Source organism: Leptolyngbya sp. FACHB-1624, from assembly GCF_047649235.1.
Taxonomy (GTDB): Bacteria; Cyanobacteriota; Cyanobacteriia; order Leptolyngbyales; family Leptolyngbyaceae; genus Leptolyngbya; species Leptolyngbya boryana.
Map to the genome: position 1 here is coordinate 4,031,619 of NZ_CP180258.1, position 16,035 is coordinate 4,047,653.

A 16,035-nucleotide genomic window follows, 5' to 3' on the forward strand; every position below is an offset into this window, starting at 1 on the left:
TTGCGTCCCCTCTAGCCTTATGTCTCTCTACCTATCTCCTCAACAACCTAGCCCAACTGCCAACACTCAAATCGCACAAATCCCGCCCGAACGCACTTCTACCCCCTCGAATTCTCCTCAGCCAGACGGGGGAATGGTGCTGATTCCCTTATGCTTTATTGCGATTTGGATTGGCTTAATCTATGTGATTGCTGATACTTGGAAGTACAACCAGAAATCGACGAGAGTTAGCCGTGAACTCGCTCGACTTCCCTGTAAGAAATGTCAATTCTTTAGTAATAATCATTACATGAAATGTGCTGTTAATCCTTATGTTGTGATGACATCAGCCGCAAATGAATGTCAAGATTATCGTTCAAAAAAGAATGGTCGTTAATCGCTCAAAAAAGAATGATTATTAGTCGAAAACCTGCGTTCTGCATGTAGATTTCCAAAAAACTCTGCCCATACTGAGGCTAAAAATAGAAACACGCTAGTTAAGAGTTTCTATAGAAGTTAACTTGTACGGATAGGGCGGAATTAAATGACGAGCGATGAGTTTCAGACGCTTAGTGATGTAGAAAACTTTTTGCTGTCTCACGATGAGAACGTGGTGACTTTGGAGAATAGAATCCTTTGATTTAAACGATCGCGCTTACTTTGAGAAGCACATGCCGTCGGTGGACTCCGACGTGGCAGAGGCTGAAATCGGGGCAAGGGTTGACCCAAATGACGAAGTTGTTTGAGATAGCGCAAACCAAGTTGCAGAAAACTCAAGCCTCGCTCTGGATGGGAATCGAGCCGTTTGCGTTGACCGCAACGCACGAGCAAAAAGCCTAAAACCAAAGCAATCAGCGTTGCCATATCGAGCAGCATGAACAGACGGGTAAGCCCTGTGGCATCGCGTAAATGAGAGCCAATGATGTCAAAGGCAGCAGATTTGTAGTCTTTAATGTGCGGTTCAATTCCGCCAAAGCGATGACCATAGCGCTCAAACGTCTGTAATGAAGGGGGTTGGCTACTGAGGACAGCCCAAGGCTCTTGTCCCCCTGGCAGTGTAGCAGTGGCGAGATGGCAGGGGATGTCTTCGAGAATTGTCACGTTCGGGAACAAGTAAGCCTGCTCGACTGGAGACAGCAATTGAGCAACAGACTGCGATACACCGGGAGCGAGGGTAATCGTGAGATTGCTTTTAGCCCGAATCAACCAGTCCCATGCGTGTCGATTGCACCACCGCATCAGTTCGCCATGCTCAAAGCCACGGTCTGCCAGCAGCGTCACCCGACAATCAGAGGGCAACAGGCTGAAAACTTGCTCTAAGACAGGAAGATAAGCTTCAAAAGCAACTGTTGCACTGCCATGTTCCAAAACCATCTGAGCTAAGGTGAACGAGCGTCCACCCCAAACAAAGCAGACCCCAATCCAACAGAACTGATCCCACAACACACTGGTATCGAGCGTCAGCAGCAAGTCTGTCCCGGCAAAGGCACAGAGCAATTGCTGCAATAATGGAACATAGAAGGTTTCAGCATTGACCTGCGGATTGGTCAGTAAGTAATTCAAGCGAGCATGGTGACTGCGGGCGGTACAACCGCGATGGCTCAAATAGGGCAACCAATGATTCAAGCAGGCGCTCTCGGATTGTAGAATTGCAGCAACCGCTTCGGATACGCCCTCTAAGTGCCGTTGGTCACGCGGTTGAATCCATTGACGGAATTGGTCGATTAGTTCACGATACAGATGGGGCAGTTGCATGAGATTGTTTTTGTGTAGGAACTTAAGCCTCTCACAATTTGCCCCGCCCAAGCCATTCTTGTCTCACATGAGACTCTCGATAAATCAGACGTTTCAGGACTTTTCTACATCACTAAGGTTTCAGACGAATGTTTCATCTCCGAATACAGAACTATTTGGGCGAGTGACACACTGGATTCGGAGGTCGAAAAGTTTATCTGAACTTTTAGCTGCGATCGCTCAGGAAATCGGTGCCGTTTTAAGTTGTGATCGGGTAAAAATCTACCAGTTTAATCCTGATGAAACGGGAACCGTAGTCGCAGAGTGGATTTGCGAACAACGCCTCCCTTCGCTGCTAGGGTTAACATTTCCTGCGAATGATATTCCCCCTGGAGCACGCGAACTGTTTGCAAGAACCGGAGCGCGATCGATTGTCAATGTGGCTGAACGTCGCATTGGACAAACGGGAATTGATTCTACTGCACCCGATGAAATCCGCTATCGTCCGCTGAACGCCTGTCATGCTGAATATCTGATGGCAATGGGAATTCAGTCTTCGCTGGTCGTCCCAATTTTGCAAGAAGGCAAGCTTTGGGGATTGTTTGTCATTCACCATGCTGAAGCGAGATCGTTTTCAGACGCACAAGTGAGTGCGCTGCAGATGGTCGTTGATTTGCTGACTGTAGCGATTGCTCAGTATCATTTGATCGAACAAGCGCGTGCTAAAGCCGATCGCGAATCGACGCTACGTCGCATTAGTTGCTTACTGCATTCGCTTTCGACGATTGAACTTCAAGCTGCTTTAGAAACAGCAGTTTCAGCCTTTGCAGGGTCAGGGGGACGACTGTGGGTGAATGCCACATCATTGGCAGTCGAACATTCTCCTCGCAATCTAAAACTGCCGAGTGCTTGTGTCAGATTGTTTCAATGTGGGAGCCAGCCGGTGGCTCCTAGAGATGAGCGTATCGAAACGGCTGAATTTGTGCTGCTCGAAGAAGACAGGGCTTGGCAAGATAAGTTTCAGTCTGAACAAGATTCAGTTTGGGCGATCGCGGATCTATATCAAGAGCCAGCATTGCAAAAGTTCTACCCTGCATTTCGATCGCTCAAAATCCGAGGGGTACTGATTTTCCCCTTGTGGTATCGCCGAGAATTGCTTGGCTATCTCACTATCTTTCGAGATGAAATTGAAACTGAGATTCTTTGGGCGGGGCAAATTAGCTCCGACGAGCGGCAGCTTTATCCGCGTCAGTCCTTTAAAGCGTGGTGTGAATCTCGACGGGGACAAATTCAGCCTTGGACAGCAGGAGATTTAGAGCTAGGTTGCGCGATCGCTCATCAGTTTTCAAGCGCGATTCAACAATATGAAACGCATCAACATGTGCAAAAGCTGAATGCCAGTTTAGAGATTCAAGTTCAAGAGCGTACGGCTCGATTGCAGAAAGCAACTGAGCAGCAGCATGTTCTGTTCAGTGTGGTGACGAATATGCGGAAATCGCTGCAAGTTGAGCAGATTTGTGCGACCGCAACCGAAGAGCTTCGGAGATCGTTGAATGTCGATCGAGTCTGCGTTTATCAATTTGATTTAGATCGTCAATACAATACAGGGCAGGTGATTGCTGAAAATATGGTTTCAGGACTTTCCTCTGTTTTGGGTACGCGTATCGAAGATTATTGCTTTGGAGAACGGTTTGCAAACCAATATCGGCATGGTCGGGTGAGTTCGATCTCAGATGTGGAAGCACTCGTAATCGAACCTTGTTATTTAGCAATTTTAGAGCGCCTTGCGATTCGTGCCCATTTGATTGCGCCCATCTTACGAGGAGATGAACTGTGGGGATTATTGTGTGTGCATCAATGCGATCGTCCGCGCAATTGGACAGAGCATGAGATTCAATTTGTGAAACAAGTTGCGATTCAGTTGACGATCGGACTTGAGCAAGCCGAATTGCTCTTGCAAACTCAGCATCAAGCTCAGCAGATCGAGGCAACGCTGCATTCTTTGAAGCATACTCAAGCGCAGTTGATTCAAACTGAAAAGATGTCGAGCTTAGGGCGATTAGTCGCTGGAGTCGCCCATGAGATTAACAATCCGGTCAGCTTTATTCATGGCAATCTCAACTATTTGAATCATTATGTGATCGATATGCTGAGGCTGCTTGACGCTTATCGCGCAGCTTATCCTGAACCTCGATCAGAAGTGATTGATCTGATCGAATCGATTGATTTTGAGTTTGTTCGCCAAGACTTACCTAAAATACTGGCTTCAATGCAAGTCGGAACAGAACGAATTCGCGAAATCGTGCTCTCTCTCCGCAATTTCTCACGGCTTGACCAAGCTAAAATGAAGCCAGTTGATATCCATGAAGGAATCGAAAGTACACTGCTGATTTTGCAGCATCGCTTGAAACCAAACGGGGGAGATTTCAGCATCGAGGTAATTAAGGAATATGCGGAATTACCCGCAGTTGAATGTTATGCAGGGCAGTTGAATCAGGTGTTTATGAATCTGCTGAGTAATGCGATCGATGCGCTTGAAACGGTCGAGAATCCCACAATTCGTATCCGCACAAAACAACTTCATGACGATCGCGTGCTCATTTCGATCGCAGATAATGGATGCGGAATTTCAGCCCAAACTCAGCTGCGTATCTTTGATCCGTTTTTTACAACGAAACCGATCGGAAAAGGAACAGGCATGGGATTAGCGATCAGTCATGAAGTGGTCGTGCGAGACCATCAGGGCAGTCTAAACTGTCATTCTGAACCGGGGCAGGGAACTGAATTTTGGATTGAAATTCCGATCCGTCAAAGCATTTCTGCATGAAAGCGAATGTGATCTTCAATGAAGGAAGCAATGAAATAGTAGCTGTGATCGTAGCCGGGTTGAATTCTCAGATTTAATGATTGTCCAACGTCTGCACAGGCTTGCTGAAATACGGTTGGCAAAAGCTGATTCGCGAGGAATTTGTCTTCGCTGCCTTGGTCGATGAGAATCGATCCGGGAAATTGTCCGACTCGAACTAGCTCACTCGCATCATACGATCGCCAGTCGTTCTGATTTGCTCCTAAGTAATTTGAGAATGCTTTCTGTCCCCACTGACATTGTATCGGGGCACAAATCGGTGCAAAGGCAGAAACCGATCGATAGCGATCGGGATTTCGCAAGGCGCAGATTAATGCACCATGTCCGCCCATTGAATGTCCGGTGATGCTTTGTCGATCGCGTAAGACTGGAAAGTTTTCACCAATTAACTCTGGGAGTTCATCGACGATATAGCTATACATGCGATAGTGCTGGCTCCAAGGTGCAGCCGTGGCATCGACATAGAATCCTGCGCCAGTTCCAAAGTCCCAATCCTCATCTTCCCCCGCAATTCCGGTGTTGCGGGGGCTAGTATCTGGCGCGATTAAGATCAGCCCATACTTTGCGGCAAACTGTTGTGCGCCTGCTTTTGCCATGAAATTCTCTTCGGTGCAGGTTAAGCCAGAGAGAAAGTACAACACTGGCAGCGATCGCGCTTTTGCTTGGGGCGGCAAATAGATCGAGAATTTCATCGGAGACTGACAAGCGATCGAGGCATGAGAATAAACCTCGATCGAGCCTCCGAAGCATTTGGTTTGACTAACTAAATCCATTGCAAGCTGCTTGTTACTTTTAGAACGTTACGACTGAGCGAATGACTTCGCCTCGATGCATCAGATCAAAGGCTTGATTGATATCGTCGATCGGTAAAATTTTCGACACCAAATCATCAATGTTGATTTTGCCATCCATATACCAATCCACAATCTTCGGTACATCTGTGCGACCTTTTGCCCCACCAAATGCTGTTCCTTTCCAAACCCGCCCAGTAACGAGTTGAAAGGGGCGAGTACTAATTTCTTGCCCTGCACCAGCGACTCCGATAATCACACTAACTCCCCAACCTTTATGGCAGCATTCCAAGGCTTGTCGCATGACTTTGGGGTTGCCAATACACTCGAACGAATAGTCTGCTCCACCTTTTGTAAGGTCTACTAAATACGGAACGATATCGCCTTCTACTTCGCTGGGATTGACGAAGTGAGTCATCCCTAATTTCTCGGCTAAAGCCCGTTTGCTCGGATTGAGATCGACTCCCACAATCATGTTCGCGCCGACCATACGAGCCGCTTGAATCACATTCAGCCCAATTCCACCTAAGCCAAAGACCACTACATTTGCACCGGGTTCGACTTTGGCAGTATTGATCACGGCTCCAATTCCAGTGGTCACACCGCAGCCGATTAAGCAGACTTTCTCGAAGGGAGCATCTTCGCGAATTTTAGCAACGGCAATTTCTGGCAGAACGGTGTAATTTGAAAAGGTTGAAGTGCCCATGTAGTGCAGAATTGGCTCTCCCCCGATCGAGAATCGGCTAGTGCCATCGGGCATCACCCCTTTTCCTTGCGTCGATCGAATCGCTTGACAAAGATTTGTCTTGCCGCTGAGACAGTACTCACAATTGCGACATTCTGGCGTGTAAAGCGGAATCACATGATCTCCAGGCTTAACACTCTTTACGTCGGCTCCCACTTCCACCACAATGCCTGCGCCTTCATGTCCCAAAATGGCTGGAAACAAGCCTTCAGGATCAGCACCAGACAGCGTATAAGCATCGGTATGACAGACCCCAGTCGCTTTGATTTCGACTAAAACTTCTCCCGCTTTTGGGGGTTCTAACTGCACCGTTTCGATCTTGAGAGGCTCTCCGGCTTTGTAGGCGACTGCGGCTTTCGTATCCATATCTTTAATTACCTAGTCAAACTTCATCGCAGTGTAGCGCTCCTGTCTCCCCTCAGGTCAACCCATTCAAAATTTGTCACCAAACGGATTTACATCCCTCGCATATCTTGGGGAATAAATGCGCGATCGTGGGGAATGGCGGCAACAGCTTCAGTTAATGTGAACGTGCCTGCCTCAATCCAGTGTTTTAGCTCGACTGCAACTTGGCGGGACAGATAAAGGCTTGCTAGCGGCGCGACTCTCACGACTTTGCCATCGATCGTTAATTTCCCAGACTTTAACTGGGCATAGTTCACCAGTCCAAAGGTGGGACGGACTCGGCGCGGAATCGAAAAATCAACGATCGGAGCAACCAAATCTTGATCTTGCACCGCACAATGGGCAATCACCTCTTCGCTCAGCACAGGCAACGGAATTCCCACCCCAAGCATCAAAGAAGCTCCATAGCCGCGGAAATAGCAGCCTCGCACCCAGCGCGCATCCATCTGTTTTGCATCACCAATTAATGCAAGTGTCGAAGCGGGTCCAATGGGTGTCCGATTGGGCAAGCGCTTTTGAAGTGGAAAATGCTGCGTTCCTTCCCAAGCGACATAGCCGATTCCCCCACCTAAAAAAATTCGTGACCCAATGCCAATCAATTGCAAATCTGGATCGTTCAACAGCGGCGAAATTGCGCCCGGATTTGAGAAAACGGCATTGCCTAACTGGGGCTGTAGCGCTCCTAAATACGTAAATAAAGGGCGATCGCCGCCATTCACGCCCACGATAAAGTTCTGATACAGATTGCGGGGATTAAATAAATAGAATTGATTAATTGTGTCGCGAGTAATGCTGGTCTCAAATGACGATCGCGGATAGCAATCCGTGACCTGGCCGACCGCTCGCAACGTCACTGATCGTCCGGCAATCAGATCCTCGATCACATGCCCTCCACCGCGCTGTCGCTGTCTTGCATCTGGGGATTCTCGATCGTCATGATCTAACGGCTCTGATCCGCCCGGATACTCCACGACCTGCGACGCACCTAAATACAAATCGACTGCGCCAAATCCGGCATATGCAGGCACTCCATCGACCCAACACTGGCGAATTTTGATCGGGGGATCAGTTTGTCCTAAGTTCAACACTGCCCCCGAAGACTCCATTGGCTCGAACGTGCCTGTCGTTACGACATCAACGAGCTTTGCGGTTGCAGCGACTCCGATTTCTGCCACTTGAGCTTTCACCTCTTCGGCAGTTCGTACGATCGCACTTCCGCGTTGAATTTTCTCGTTGATTTCAGCCAGAGTTCGCATAAGGCATCGGAATTAAGTCACCTCTGCCATTATGCGGCGAGTTAACTCCGAGCCGAAGTTGTTTTGGAAACTTCTTGAGCGAGACGCTGTTTGGCGCGGTTCAAATTGTTCTGTGCGGCTTCGTAGTTGAGATCCGTATCGACTGCTTTTTCATACTGCGCGATCGCTTCTCTGAGTTTTCCTTGCCGCTGCAAAGCAGAACCCAATCCATTCAGTGCAATGGCATGGGTATTGCCGAGATTGCCTTTGCGCTCACTCGGTTGGCTCAGCACTTCTCGGTAAGCTGTGATCGCGGCATCGAACTGATTCTGATTTGCCAAAGCATGACCGAGGAAAATATGTGCCCACGCATAGTCCGGCGCAACTTGAGCCGCTTTGCGATAGAGATTAATCGCTTCTTCTGTGCGATTTTGAGTCTGCAAGGCTCGTGCCAATCCGACATACGCGATCGCTTGCGCTTTCTCGGTTTGCTCAGGTGCTTTTAAGGCTTGTTCGTACTGCGCGATCGCTTCTGGGATTTTCTTCTGCTCTGCCAGCACATTCCCTAAACCCGCATAAGCCATCATCTGCTTCGGATTCGCCTCGATCGAGCGGCGATAAGCTGCGATTGCTTCCTCGTTGCGTCTGCGATCGGCTAGGGCATTGCCCAATCCGGCATAGGCAGAGGCATTTTGTGGATTAATTTCAATCGAGCGGCGATAGGCGGCGATCGCCTCTGCAATTCGACGTTGTTCGATCAGTGCTTGTCCCAGACCGTTATAGGCTTCAGAGTTTTCCATGTCGAGCACGATCGCTTTGCGATAAACCGCGATCGCTTCTTCGTATTTGCGACTCGATTGCAGTTCGTGTCCTAAATTGACGTAATAAGCAGGATCACCAAGCGAGAGATCTGCTGAAAGTTCTGGAGTAGAAGCACGAACTGCATCGCGAACATCATCGCATCCGGTGGTGAGTGCTGCTGCTGCTAGAGTCAAAAGGAGGGGGAGAGCCGATTGCTTAGAAACTTGCATCTTTTTTGCCCTAAAACGTTGGTGACAAGTCATTTTCCGTACCCAACGCACCCTAATTTGTTCTATTTTGCACTAAGTTGGCTGCAGTGAGAATCCGTACTCAAGAACTTTTCGACAATTGGCTTAACCTGAAACAGTCGCCGCTTTGTCTCTGGATTGGGATTGGCTGTCGTCGAGGCACGACCAAGTTGATCATTCAAACTGCAATTGATCAAGTTCTCGATCTGTATCAATTGGAGCATAGGACGATCGCAGGAATTGCAACGCTCGATCGTAAATCTGATGAAATTGGACTGGTCGAATATTGTCGAGATCACGCTTTGCCCTTACGATGCTTCTCCGCAGATCGGCTGAGTGCGATCGCGGTTCCCAATCCGTCTTTACAAGTTGCGATGACTGTACAAACGCCGAGTGTGGCAGAAGCCGCAGCAATGTGTGCTGCGCAAACGCAAATTTTGAAAGTGCCGAAACAAGTGATCCAAGGAGTGACGATTGCGATCGCGGAAAGTTCGCTACAGTGAAGGGTGTTGAATCGGCAAGATAGTTATGGGACGGCGAATCGCGATCGTATGCTTGACTCTCATCTGTAGCGTTTGGATCATGGCAAGCGCTAGTGCTGATCCCATCGTAGGAAAACGCTACGACCAGCAATATCGCCCGCCTTTGTCTTATAGCAATGCAGATGTGAAAGGGCAGGATTTTTCAGGTCAGACCTTGAGATTGGCAGAATTTACGAATGCCAATCTCACAGATGCAGATTTCTCGAATGCTGATTTGTCCGGGGCTGCGATGAGTGCATCGAATATGACAGAGACGAATCTGCATGGTGCAAATCTGCAACAGGCAATGGTCGATCAAGTTCCAATGGTGCGGGTGAATCTGAGCGATGCGATTTTAACGGATGCAATGTTGCTGCGTAGTGAATTCTTGAATGTTAATATCACTGGGGCAGATTTTACGGGGGCAATTCTCGATCGCTATCAAATTCGAGAGTTGTGCAAGGTGGCTCAAGGAACGAACTCAAAAACTGGGGTCGAGACTCGTGAGTCGCTCGGTTGCCCGTCTTAGGAGGCAAGTATGAACCGAGTCGGTGTGATTGGCGGCGGACAGTTAGCTTGGATGATGGCAGAGGCAGCCAGAAAGCTGAATCTAACATTGGTGGTGCAAACCCCAAATGAGAGTGATCCAGCCGTGTCGGTAGCACAAGAAACGCTGTTTGCGCGGGTGAACGATGCCAGTGCAACCGAGGTTTTAAGCACGCATGTCGATGTGATTACGTTTGAGAATGAATTTGTCGATCTCGATGCGCTCGCTAAAATTCAGAATGTGACCTTTCGCCCTAGCTTGTCTGCATTGCGACCGTTGCTGGATAAGTATGTGCAGCGGGAATTTCTCAAAACTTATGATCTCCCGACTCCTGATTTCTGGTTACTTGGTGAGCGAGATGTTGAATTTCCGGTGGTCTTAAAAACTCGTCGGTTAGGCTACGACGGACAAGGGACATTTATCATTCGCGATGCGGCAACTTGGGAAGCAACGATCGAGAAATTGCAGAATGTGCCGATCGTGCTGGAAGAATTCATTCCGTTCGATCGCGAATTAGCGGTGATGGCGGCTCGCTCAAGTTCGGGTGAAATCGCAATCTATCCGATTGTGGAAACGCAGCAAGAAAATCAAGTCTGTCGTCGAGTGATTGCGCCTGCTGAAGTTTCAAAAGATGTTCAGCAAGAGATTCACCGAATTGCTCAAACAGTACTAGAAAAGCTCGATGTCGTCGGAATTTACGGGTTTGAGCTATTTCTGACAAAAGACGATCGCGTTCTTGTCAATGAAATTGCACCTCGAACGCACAATTCAGGACATTACACGATCGATGCTTGTGAAACCTCACAATTTGAACAACAGCTTCGAGCCGTGAGCGATTTGCCTTTGGGCAGTCCAGCCTTGAATTGTCAGGGTGCGTTGATGGTAAATTTGCTCGGATTTGAGCAAGCAGAAAGCGAGTATTTAGAACAACGCAACGCGATCGCTCAATTGCCCAACACGTTTGTGCATTGGTATGGCAAATCTGAATCACGCCCAGGTCGAAAATTAGGACATGTCACGGTTTTACTAGACGATGTGACTGATCTGAGGCAACAAGCGTTAGAGATTGCTAGCACGATCGAAGAGATTTGGTATCGGCATTAAAGGAGCACTCGGCTTTTTCAGTGGTAGGATTTGCCCATAGCAGTTGATCGAACTGAAAGCGTTTCATGCTAACTCACGCTCCCCTAGAAACACCTCGATTAAGTCTTCGCTTTCTATCTCTAGCAGATGCGCCGTCGCTCCAGACTGCAGCAAGCGATCGTGAAGTTGCCGATATGATGATTTCGCTGCCGCATCCGTATCCTGAAGGCGAGGCAGAACGATACATCCAAGCACAAATTGCGGCGGCTGAGGCAGGACGATCCTTTGCCTTTGCGATTGAGCGTAAAGCTGAACCAGGATTATGTGGCGTGATCGAAATTGGCTCGATCGAACTCGAACATGCTCGGGCAGAACTGCGGTTTTGGCTGGCAGTTGCGCTTGGGGAACAAGGATATATGAGCGAAGCCTTACAAGCTATACTTCGCTTTGGATTTGAAAACTTAAACCTGAATCGAATTGATGCCTATCATCTGGTGAGAAATCCGGCTTCTGGAAAACTCTTTCAAGATAATGGATTTGTGCAAGAAGGCGTGCTCCGTCAAAGAGTGCGTAAAGGAGAAGTCTTTGAAGATGTGAAACTCTGGTCAATTCTGCGAGAGGATTGGTAGTGCGATTTGAAGCTCTGACAAATCGGCGAACGGCTAATCTCGGTTAGAGGGCTAAAGTTGCAACCTCGCAAAGACATTCCATCCCTCTAGATGGGCGATCGCTGCCAAAACTGATTTCCTCTCTTTATCCAAAATCTCCCTGCTTCCCAACTTCGGATTGACCCGCTAGAATAAGTGAAGGATTTGCTGCGGCGTTGGTGACTGCCAACAATGTTTTATGATCTATGTTTTTTGAATCTGGGAGTCTACAAAGGCTGATGGCAGTAGACCGGGCTTGTACCCGGAAACTTTATATCCGCCACTTCGACACCCACCTGGTTTTAACCAGGTCAAAAACTGAGGTAAGACGGCGTTGCGGTATCCTACTTCTTGATCCCTTACTAGAACCTAGTAGGGGAGTTTTTATTTTTAAACGCCCATATCCCGAAAGTTACGTTTTATCAAAAATATATTCTGAACTGTGTTTTGCAATGGGTTTTGTGCAATGAATGATCTAATTGAGATCTATCTTTTGAACGATTTATCTTCTGCACTTTGACGCAAGAAATTCATCCTGAATTATTCAAAGATGTTGCATGATTCTTAAGCTTTTCATATTTGAAGCAGGCTTGTCAGTTTTCTAGATCACAATCTGCTTTCTTAAGAAATCGATCCCCAAACCTTCGTTCTTCAATTAAGCCCTTGAACATTTATCGATCGCCCCAAAACGCTCTTTTCGTGCCTGCGACTGTTCATCGCTTCGACAATGGTTTAACGCTGATTCATCATGACTTGCCGACGACCGGGATTGCTGCGATCGATGTCTGGGTGAATGCAGGCTCGATTGTAGAACCGGATGAATGGTCAGGCATGGCGCATTTTCTCGAACATATGATTTTCAAAGGAACCGAGAAAATTGCACCGGGCGAATTTGATCAAGCGATCGAGAAACGGGGCGGCATGACGAATGCTGCAACGAGCTATGATTACGCGCATTTCTACATGACCACTGCGGCACAAGACTTTGCCGACACTCTGCCGTATTTAGGCGAACTGCTCTTAAATGCCGCGATCCCCGAAGACGAATTTGAGCGAGAACGGGAAGTCGTTTTAGAAGAAATTTTGCAGACTTATGACAATCCAGACGCGATCGCATTTCAATTTCTCGCGGAATTGGTGTATCAGCGACATCCGTATGGGCGATCGATTTTGGGCACAGAAGAAAGTTTGATGAGACGCTCCGCAGCAGAAATGCGATCGTTCCATCGCACCCATTATCAGCCTGAAAATATGACGGTCGTGGTCACAGGCGACATTCGACTAGACCATGTGAAACAGCAAGTTGAGCAAGCCTTTCACACCTTCCCAGAGGCAGACGCATGTCGAATTCACATCGCCGAGGCAGAACCCCCGATTACAACGATTCGCCGTGAAGAGATTCAATTGCCTCGCTTAGAACAGGCAAGATTATTAATGGCTTGGATGGCTCCAGGTGTGGAAGCTCCGGTAGGGCAAGTTGACGAAACGCTCCCCTGGAAACGCTTTGAACAAGCGAATCAGCAAGATCCGCTCAGAGCAGCATGTGGACTCGACTTGATCTCAGCCGTTTTAGGAGCAGGACGCACCTCGCGGTTGGTACAAGAGCTTCGAGAAGAGCGACATTTAGTGCAGGGAATTGACTGTAGTTTCTCGCTCCAGCGTGATTCCAGTTTGTTTACGATCGCGGCTTGGTTAGATGCCGACGATCTTCAACGGGTAGAAGCCTTGATCTGCGATCGCTTATCGCAATTGATGACAGTTCCCATTTCTCAAGCCGAACTCGATCGCGCCAAGCGGCTTTTGTGTAACGATTATGCGTTCTCGATCGAAACGCCTGGACAACTTGCCGGACTCTATGGCTACTACCATTCGCTGGCAGAAATTACTGCTGCTGCGGCTTATCCGCATCTGATTCAGTCCTTTACGGTTGAAGATTTGCGCGATTTAGCCAGCCAATATCTTTCGCCTTATCACTATGCGGCGATCGTTGTCACACCGGGCGACTAATGATCGCATTGCTCATCGAATTCGCGCTTCGAGTCTATCAAGACAGACTTGATTTGAGTCGCCGCGAATCGATTCGAGAAGGCAGATTCCCGACCGATTGCTAAAATCAACACACGTCAATTTTAAGAACGATCGTGACTTCAACTATTGCTTTGCCCCATAATCGCATCATTCATCGCACGGTTTTAGACAATGGCATCACCGTGCTGGTCACTGAAAATCCGTCTGCTGACATCATTGCAGCGCGGCTTTTCTTCAAAGCGGGTAGCCGTTGGGAGTCGATCGAGCAAGCTGGACTCTCCCACCTCGTTGCCGCTGTGATGACGAAGGGCACCGAAAACCATTCGTCTCTAGAAATTGCCGAACGCGTTGAATCGATCGGAGCGAGCCTGAGTACGGATGCGGCTTCAGATTACTTTTTGCTCAGCATCAAAACGGTTTCTGCTGATTTTCCCGAAATGTTGAAATTAGCAGGAGAACTACTGCGATCGGCAACTTTTCCAGAATCAGAAGTTGAACTCGAACGTCGCTTAGCGTTACAAGCAATTCGATCTCAGCAAGAACAACCCTTTACAGTGGCACTCGATCGCTTACGCCACGCCATGTATGGGGATCATCCTTACGCACTCTCAGGCTTAGGCTCAGCCGAAACCGTTGCCAATCTAAAGCGCGAAGATTTACAGCACTACTATCAAACCCATTTTCGTCCGGATAATCTGACAATTAGCATTGCAGGACGAATTACACCCGAAGAAGCAGTCTCACAAGTTGAAGAAATTCTCGGCAGTTGGCGCGCGCCCTTAGTTCCCTTGCCGAATCTGAATTTACCGATCGTCGCTTCTAATCCGACTCGCAACGCTGTTCCACAGGATACACAGCAATCGATCGTCATTCTGGGCTATCTTGCACCTTCTGTTACGCCCGAAACGATGGAAGACTATGCTGCGTTGAAATTGCTGAATACCTATCTGGGCAATGGATTATCCAGTCGGCTATTCGTGGAACTGCGAGAAAAAAGAGGCTTAGCCTACGAAGTCTCAGCCTTCTATCCGACTCGGTTAGATACGTCGTACTTTGTCACCTACATGGGCACTGCACCCACCAATACTGCGATCGCGCTGTCTGGTTTAAAAACAGAAGTCGATCGACTGTGTGATGCACCGCTGAGCGCGGAAGAAATCCAAGTCGCCAAAAACAAATTACTCGGACAATACGCGCTTGGCAAACAAACTAATTCGCAACTGGCGCAAATTTTTGGCTGGTATGAAACGCTAGGTTTAGGGGTGGAATTCGACAGTCAGTTTCAAGACGCGATCGCGAAGGTTTCCGCAGAGGCCGCCCAAGAAATTGCTTGTCGGTATTTTGGTGAACCTTACATTTCATTATTAGGGCCTGCGGACGCGATCGAGTCGCTCTAGATTTGCTTAGAGTGCTTCACCGATGGTAATCCGCATTCCATTCGCAAAATCCCATCCAGACTGGGCGCGTTTCCCGGCTAGCTGCACTTCTTTAAGCAGTAATGCCCCTGATCCAGTCTGAATCACGGCTCCCCAATTTTTGACAATTTCGACCACTTCGCCGGGTGTTCCAGTCGGCAAGTTTAACGCGCGCAATTCCTCAAATTCATTCAAAAACTCTCCTTCAAGCGGAATTGTGTGCATTACTTTCAGCCCAGTTCCTCGAAACTGAGTGTTGCAATTTGGGTAAAACCCTCGAATCTGATTGTGAAGCTCGATCGCACTTCTTGACCAATCCAATTCGTAATCCGGCTTTTTAATCAAGGGCGCATAAGTGGCTTGTTCGTTGTCTTGTGGAATCGGTGTAATCTCCGGAAATTTCAACAAGGTTTCCATTAGCAAATCAGCGCCAATTGTACTAAGACGAACTGCCAAATCATGCGCGCTATCAAACGGCGCGATCGCTGTTTTCGCAATCAATAACATTGCCCCTGTATCCATGCCCGCATCCATCAGCATCGTTGTAATTCCGGTTTCTGCCTCTCCGTGATACAAACACCATTGAATCGGAGCAGCTCCACGATATTTCGGCAAAATCGAGCCATGCACATTCACACAGCCCAATCGCGGCATATCTAGAATTTCCTGCGACAGAATTTGCCCGTATGCAACGACGACAAAGGCATCTGCGTTGAGCGATCGCAAATACTCTAATCCCTCTACATCTTTTTTAATACTCTTCGGCTGCAAGACGGGAATTTCGTGTGAAAGCGCGATCGCTTTAATCGGCGAAGGCGACAGTTCATTTCCCCGTCCCCGCCGTTTATCGGGCTGAGTCACGACAGCCGCGACCTCAAACGAGTTGGATTTCAGCAATGCTTCCAACGTGGGCACTGCGAATTGAGGCGTTCCAAAGAATACAATTTTCATCAATTTGAGTCTCGCTCCCGACAGACGCTTACACTAATT

The 16,035-nt window shown here is 48.3% G+C and carries 14 protein-coding genes and 1 other RNA gene; 9 read left to right on the top strand and 6 right to left on the bottom strand.

Going from position 1 to position 16,035, the window contains the following annotated elements; genetic code table 11:
* Positions 1-19: 19 nt before the first annotated feature.
* The gene (locus ACMUEV_RS18955) at positions 20-376 is read left to right on the top strand and encodes a hypothetical protein (RefSeq protein ID WP_017287516.1); all 357 of its coding nucleotides are present in this window, start codon (positions 20-22) and stop codon (positions 374-376) included.
* Between the two features lie 200 nt (positions 377-576).
* On the opposite strand, the gene ACMUEV_RS18960 is transcribed toward ACMUEV_RS18955, so the two are convergent.
* Positions 577-1,734, bottom strand: a complete 1,158-nt coding sequence (locus ACMUEV_RS18960) for a transposase (protein WP_415354608.1) — start codon at positions 1,732-1,734, stop codon at positions 577-579.
* Positions 1,735-1,801: 67 nt separating this feature from the next.
* Here ACMUEV_RS18960 and ACMUEV_RS18965 point away from each other — a divergent pair, with 67 nt between their 5' ends.
* Entirely contained in the window at positions 1,802-4,540 is a 2,739-nt protein-coding gene (locus ACMUEV_RS18965) for a GAF domain-containing protein (RefSeq protein ID WP_190653366.1), read from the top strand.
* Here the strand turns inward: ACMUEV_RS18965 and fghA are convergent.
* The 4 genes from fghA to ACMUEV_RS18985 form a co-directional block, all read right to left on the bottom strand.
* Positions 4,522-5,352, bottom strand: a complete 831-nt coding sequence (gene fghA, locus ACMUEV_RS18970) for an S-formylglutathione hydrolase (RefSeq protein ID WP_190653365.1) — start codon at positions 5,350-5,352, stop codon at positions 4,522-4,524. The genes ACMUEV_RS18965 and fghA overlap by 19 nt on opposite strands.
* A 19-nt stretch (positions 5,353-5,371) precedes the next feature.
* The gene (locus ACMUEV_RS18975) at positions 5,372-6,481 is read right to left on the bottom strand and encodes an S-(hydroxymethyl)glutathione dehydrogenase/class III alcohol dehydrogenase (protein WP_190653364.1); all 1,110 of its coding nucleotides are present in this window, start codon (positions 6,479-6,481) and stop codon (positions 5,372-5,374) included.
* Positions 6,482-6,570: 89 nt separating this feature from the next.
* Positions 6,571-7,776, bottom strand: coding sequence for a homocysteine biosynthesis protein (locus ACMUEV_RS18980; protein WP_190653363.1), 1,206 nt, complete (start codon positions 7,774-7,776; stop codon positions 6,571-6,573).
* Positions 7,777-7,817: 41 nt separating this feature from the next.
* On the bottom strand, positions 7,818-8,786 hold the full coding sequence (locus ACMUEV_RS18985) for a tetratricopeptide repeat protein (RefSeq protein ID WP_190653362.1): 969 nt from the start codon (positions 8,784-8,786) through the stop codon (positions 7,818-7,820).
* An 86-nt stretch (positions 8,787-8,872) separates the two neighbouring features.
* Between ACMUEV_RS18985 and ACMUEV_RS18990 the strand changes: the two genes are divergently transcribed.
* The 7 genes from ACMUEV_RS18990 (at position 8,873) to ACMUEV_RS19020 (ending at position 15,027) form a co-directional block, all read left to right on the top strand.
* Positions 8,873-9,307, top strand: coding sequence for a cobalamin biosynthesis protein (locus tag ACMUEV_RS18990; RefSeq protein ID WP_190653361.1), 435 nt, complete (start codon positions 8,873-8,875; stop codon positions 9,305-9,307).
* Between the two features lie 79 nt (positions 9,308-9,386).
* Positions 9,387-9,854, top strand: coding sequence for a pentapeptide repeat-containing protein (locus ACMUEV_RS18995; protein WP_242044805.1), 468 nt, complete (start codon positions 9,387-9,389; stop codon positions 9,852-9,854).
* Between the two features lie 9 nt (positions 9,855-9,863).
* Complete coding sequence (locus ACMUEV_RS19000; RefSeq protein ID WP_190653359.1) at positions 9,864-10,976, top strand: 5-(carboxyamino)imidazole ribonucleotide synthase; 1,113 nt, start codon at positions 9,864-9,866, stop codon at positions 10,974-10,976.
* Between the two features lie 65 nt (positions 10,977-11,041).
* A complete protein-coding gene (locus ACMUEV_RS19005; protein WP_190653358.1) occupies positions 11,042-11,584 on the top strand; it encodes a GNAT family N-acetyltransferase in 543 nt (180 codons plus the stop codon).
* A gap of 180 nt (positions 11,585-11,764) precedes the next feature.
* A non-coding RNA gene (ssrS, locus tag ACMUEV_RS19010) (6S RNA) lies at positions 11,765-11,949 on the top strand.
* Between the two features lie 352 nt (positions 11,950-12,301).
* Positions 12,302-13,609, top strand: a complete 1,308-nt coding sequence (locus ACMUEV_RS19015; protein ID WP_225885701.1) for a M16 family metallopeptidase — start codon at positions 12,302-12,304, stop codon at positions 13,607-13,609.
* Between the two features lie 134 nt (positions 13,610-13,743).
* The gene (locus ACMUEV_RS19020) at positions 13,744-15,027 is read left to right on the top strand and encodes an insulinase family protein (protein WP_190653357.1); all 1,284 of its coding nucleotides are present in this window, start codon (positions 13,744-13,746) and stop codon (positions 15,025-15,027) included.
* A 6-nt stretch (positions 15,028-15,033) separates the two neighbouring features.
* On the opposite strand, the gene fmt is transcribed toward ACMUEV_RS19020, so the two are convergent.
* Positions 15,034-15,996 carry a methionyl-tRNA formyltransferase gene (fmt, locus tag ACMUEV_RS19025; RefSeq protein WP_190653356.1) on the bottom strand — a complete coding sequence of 321 codons (963 nt, stop codon included), beginning with the start codon at positions 15,994-15,996 and terminating at the stop codon, positions 15,034-15,036.
* Positions 15,997-16,035 lie beyond the last annotated feature (39 nt).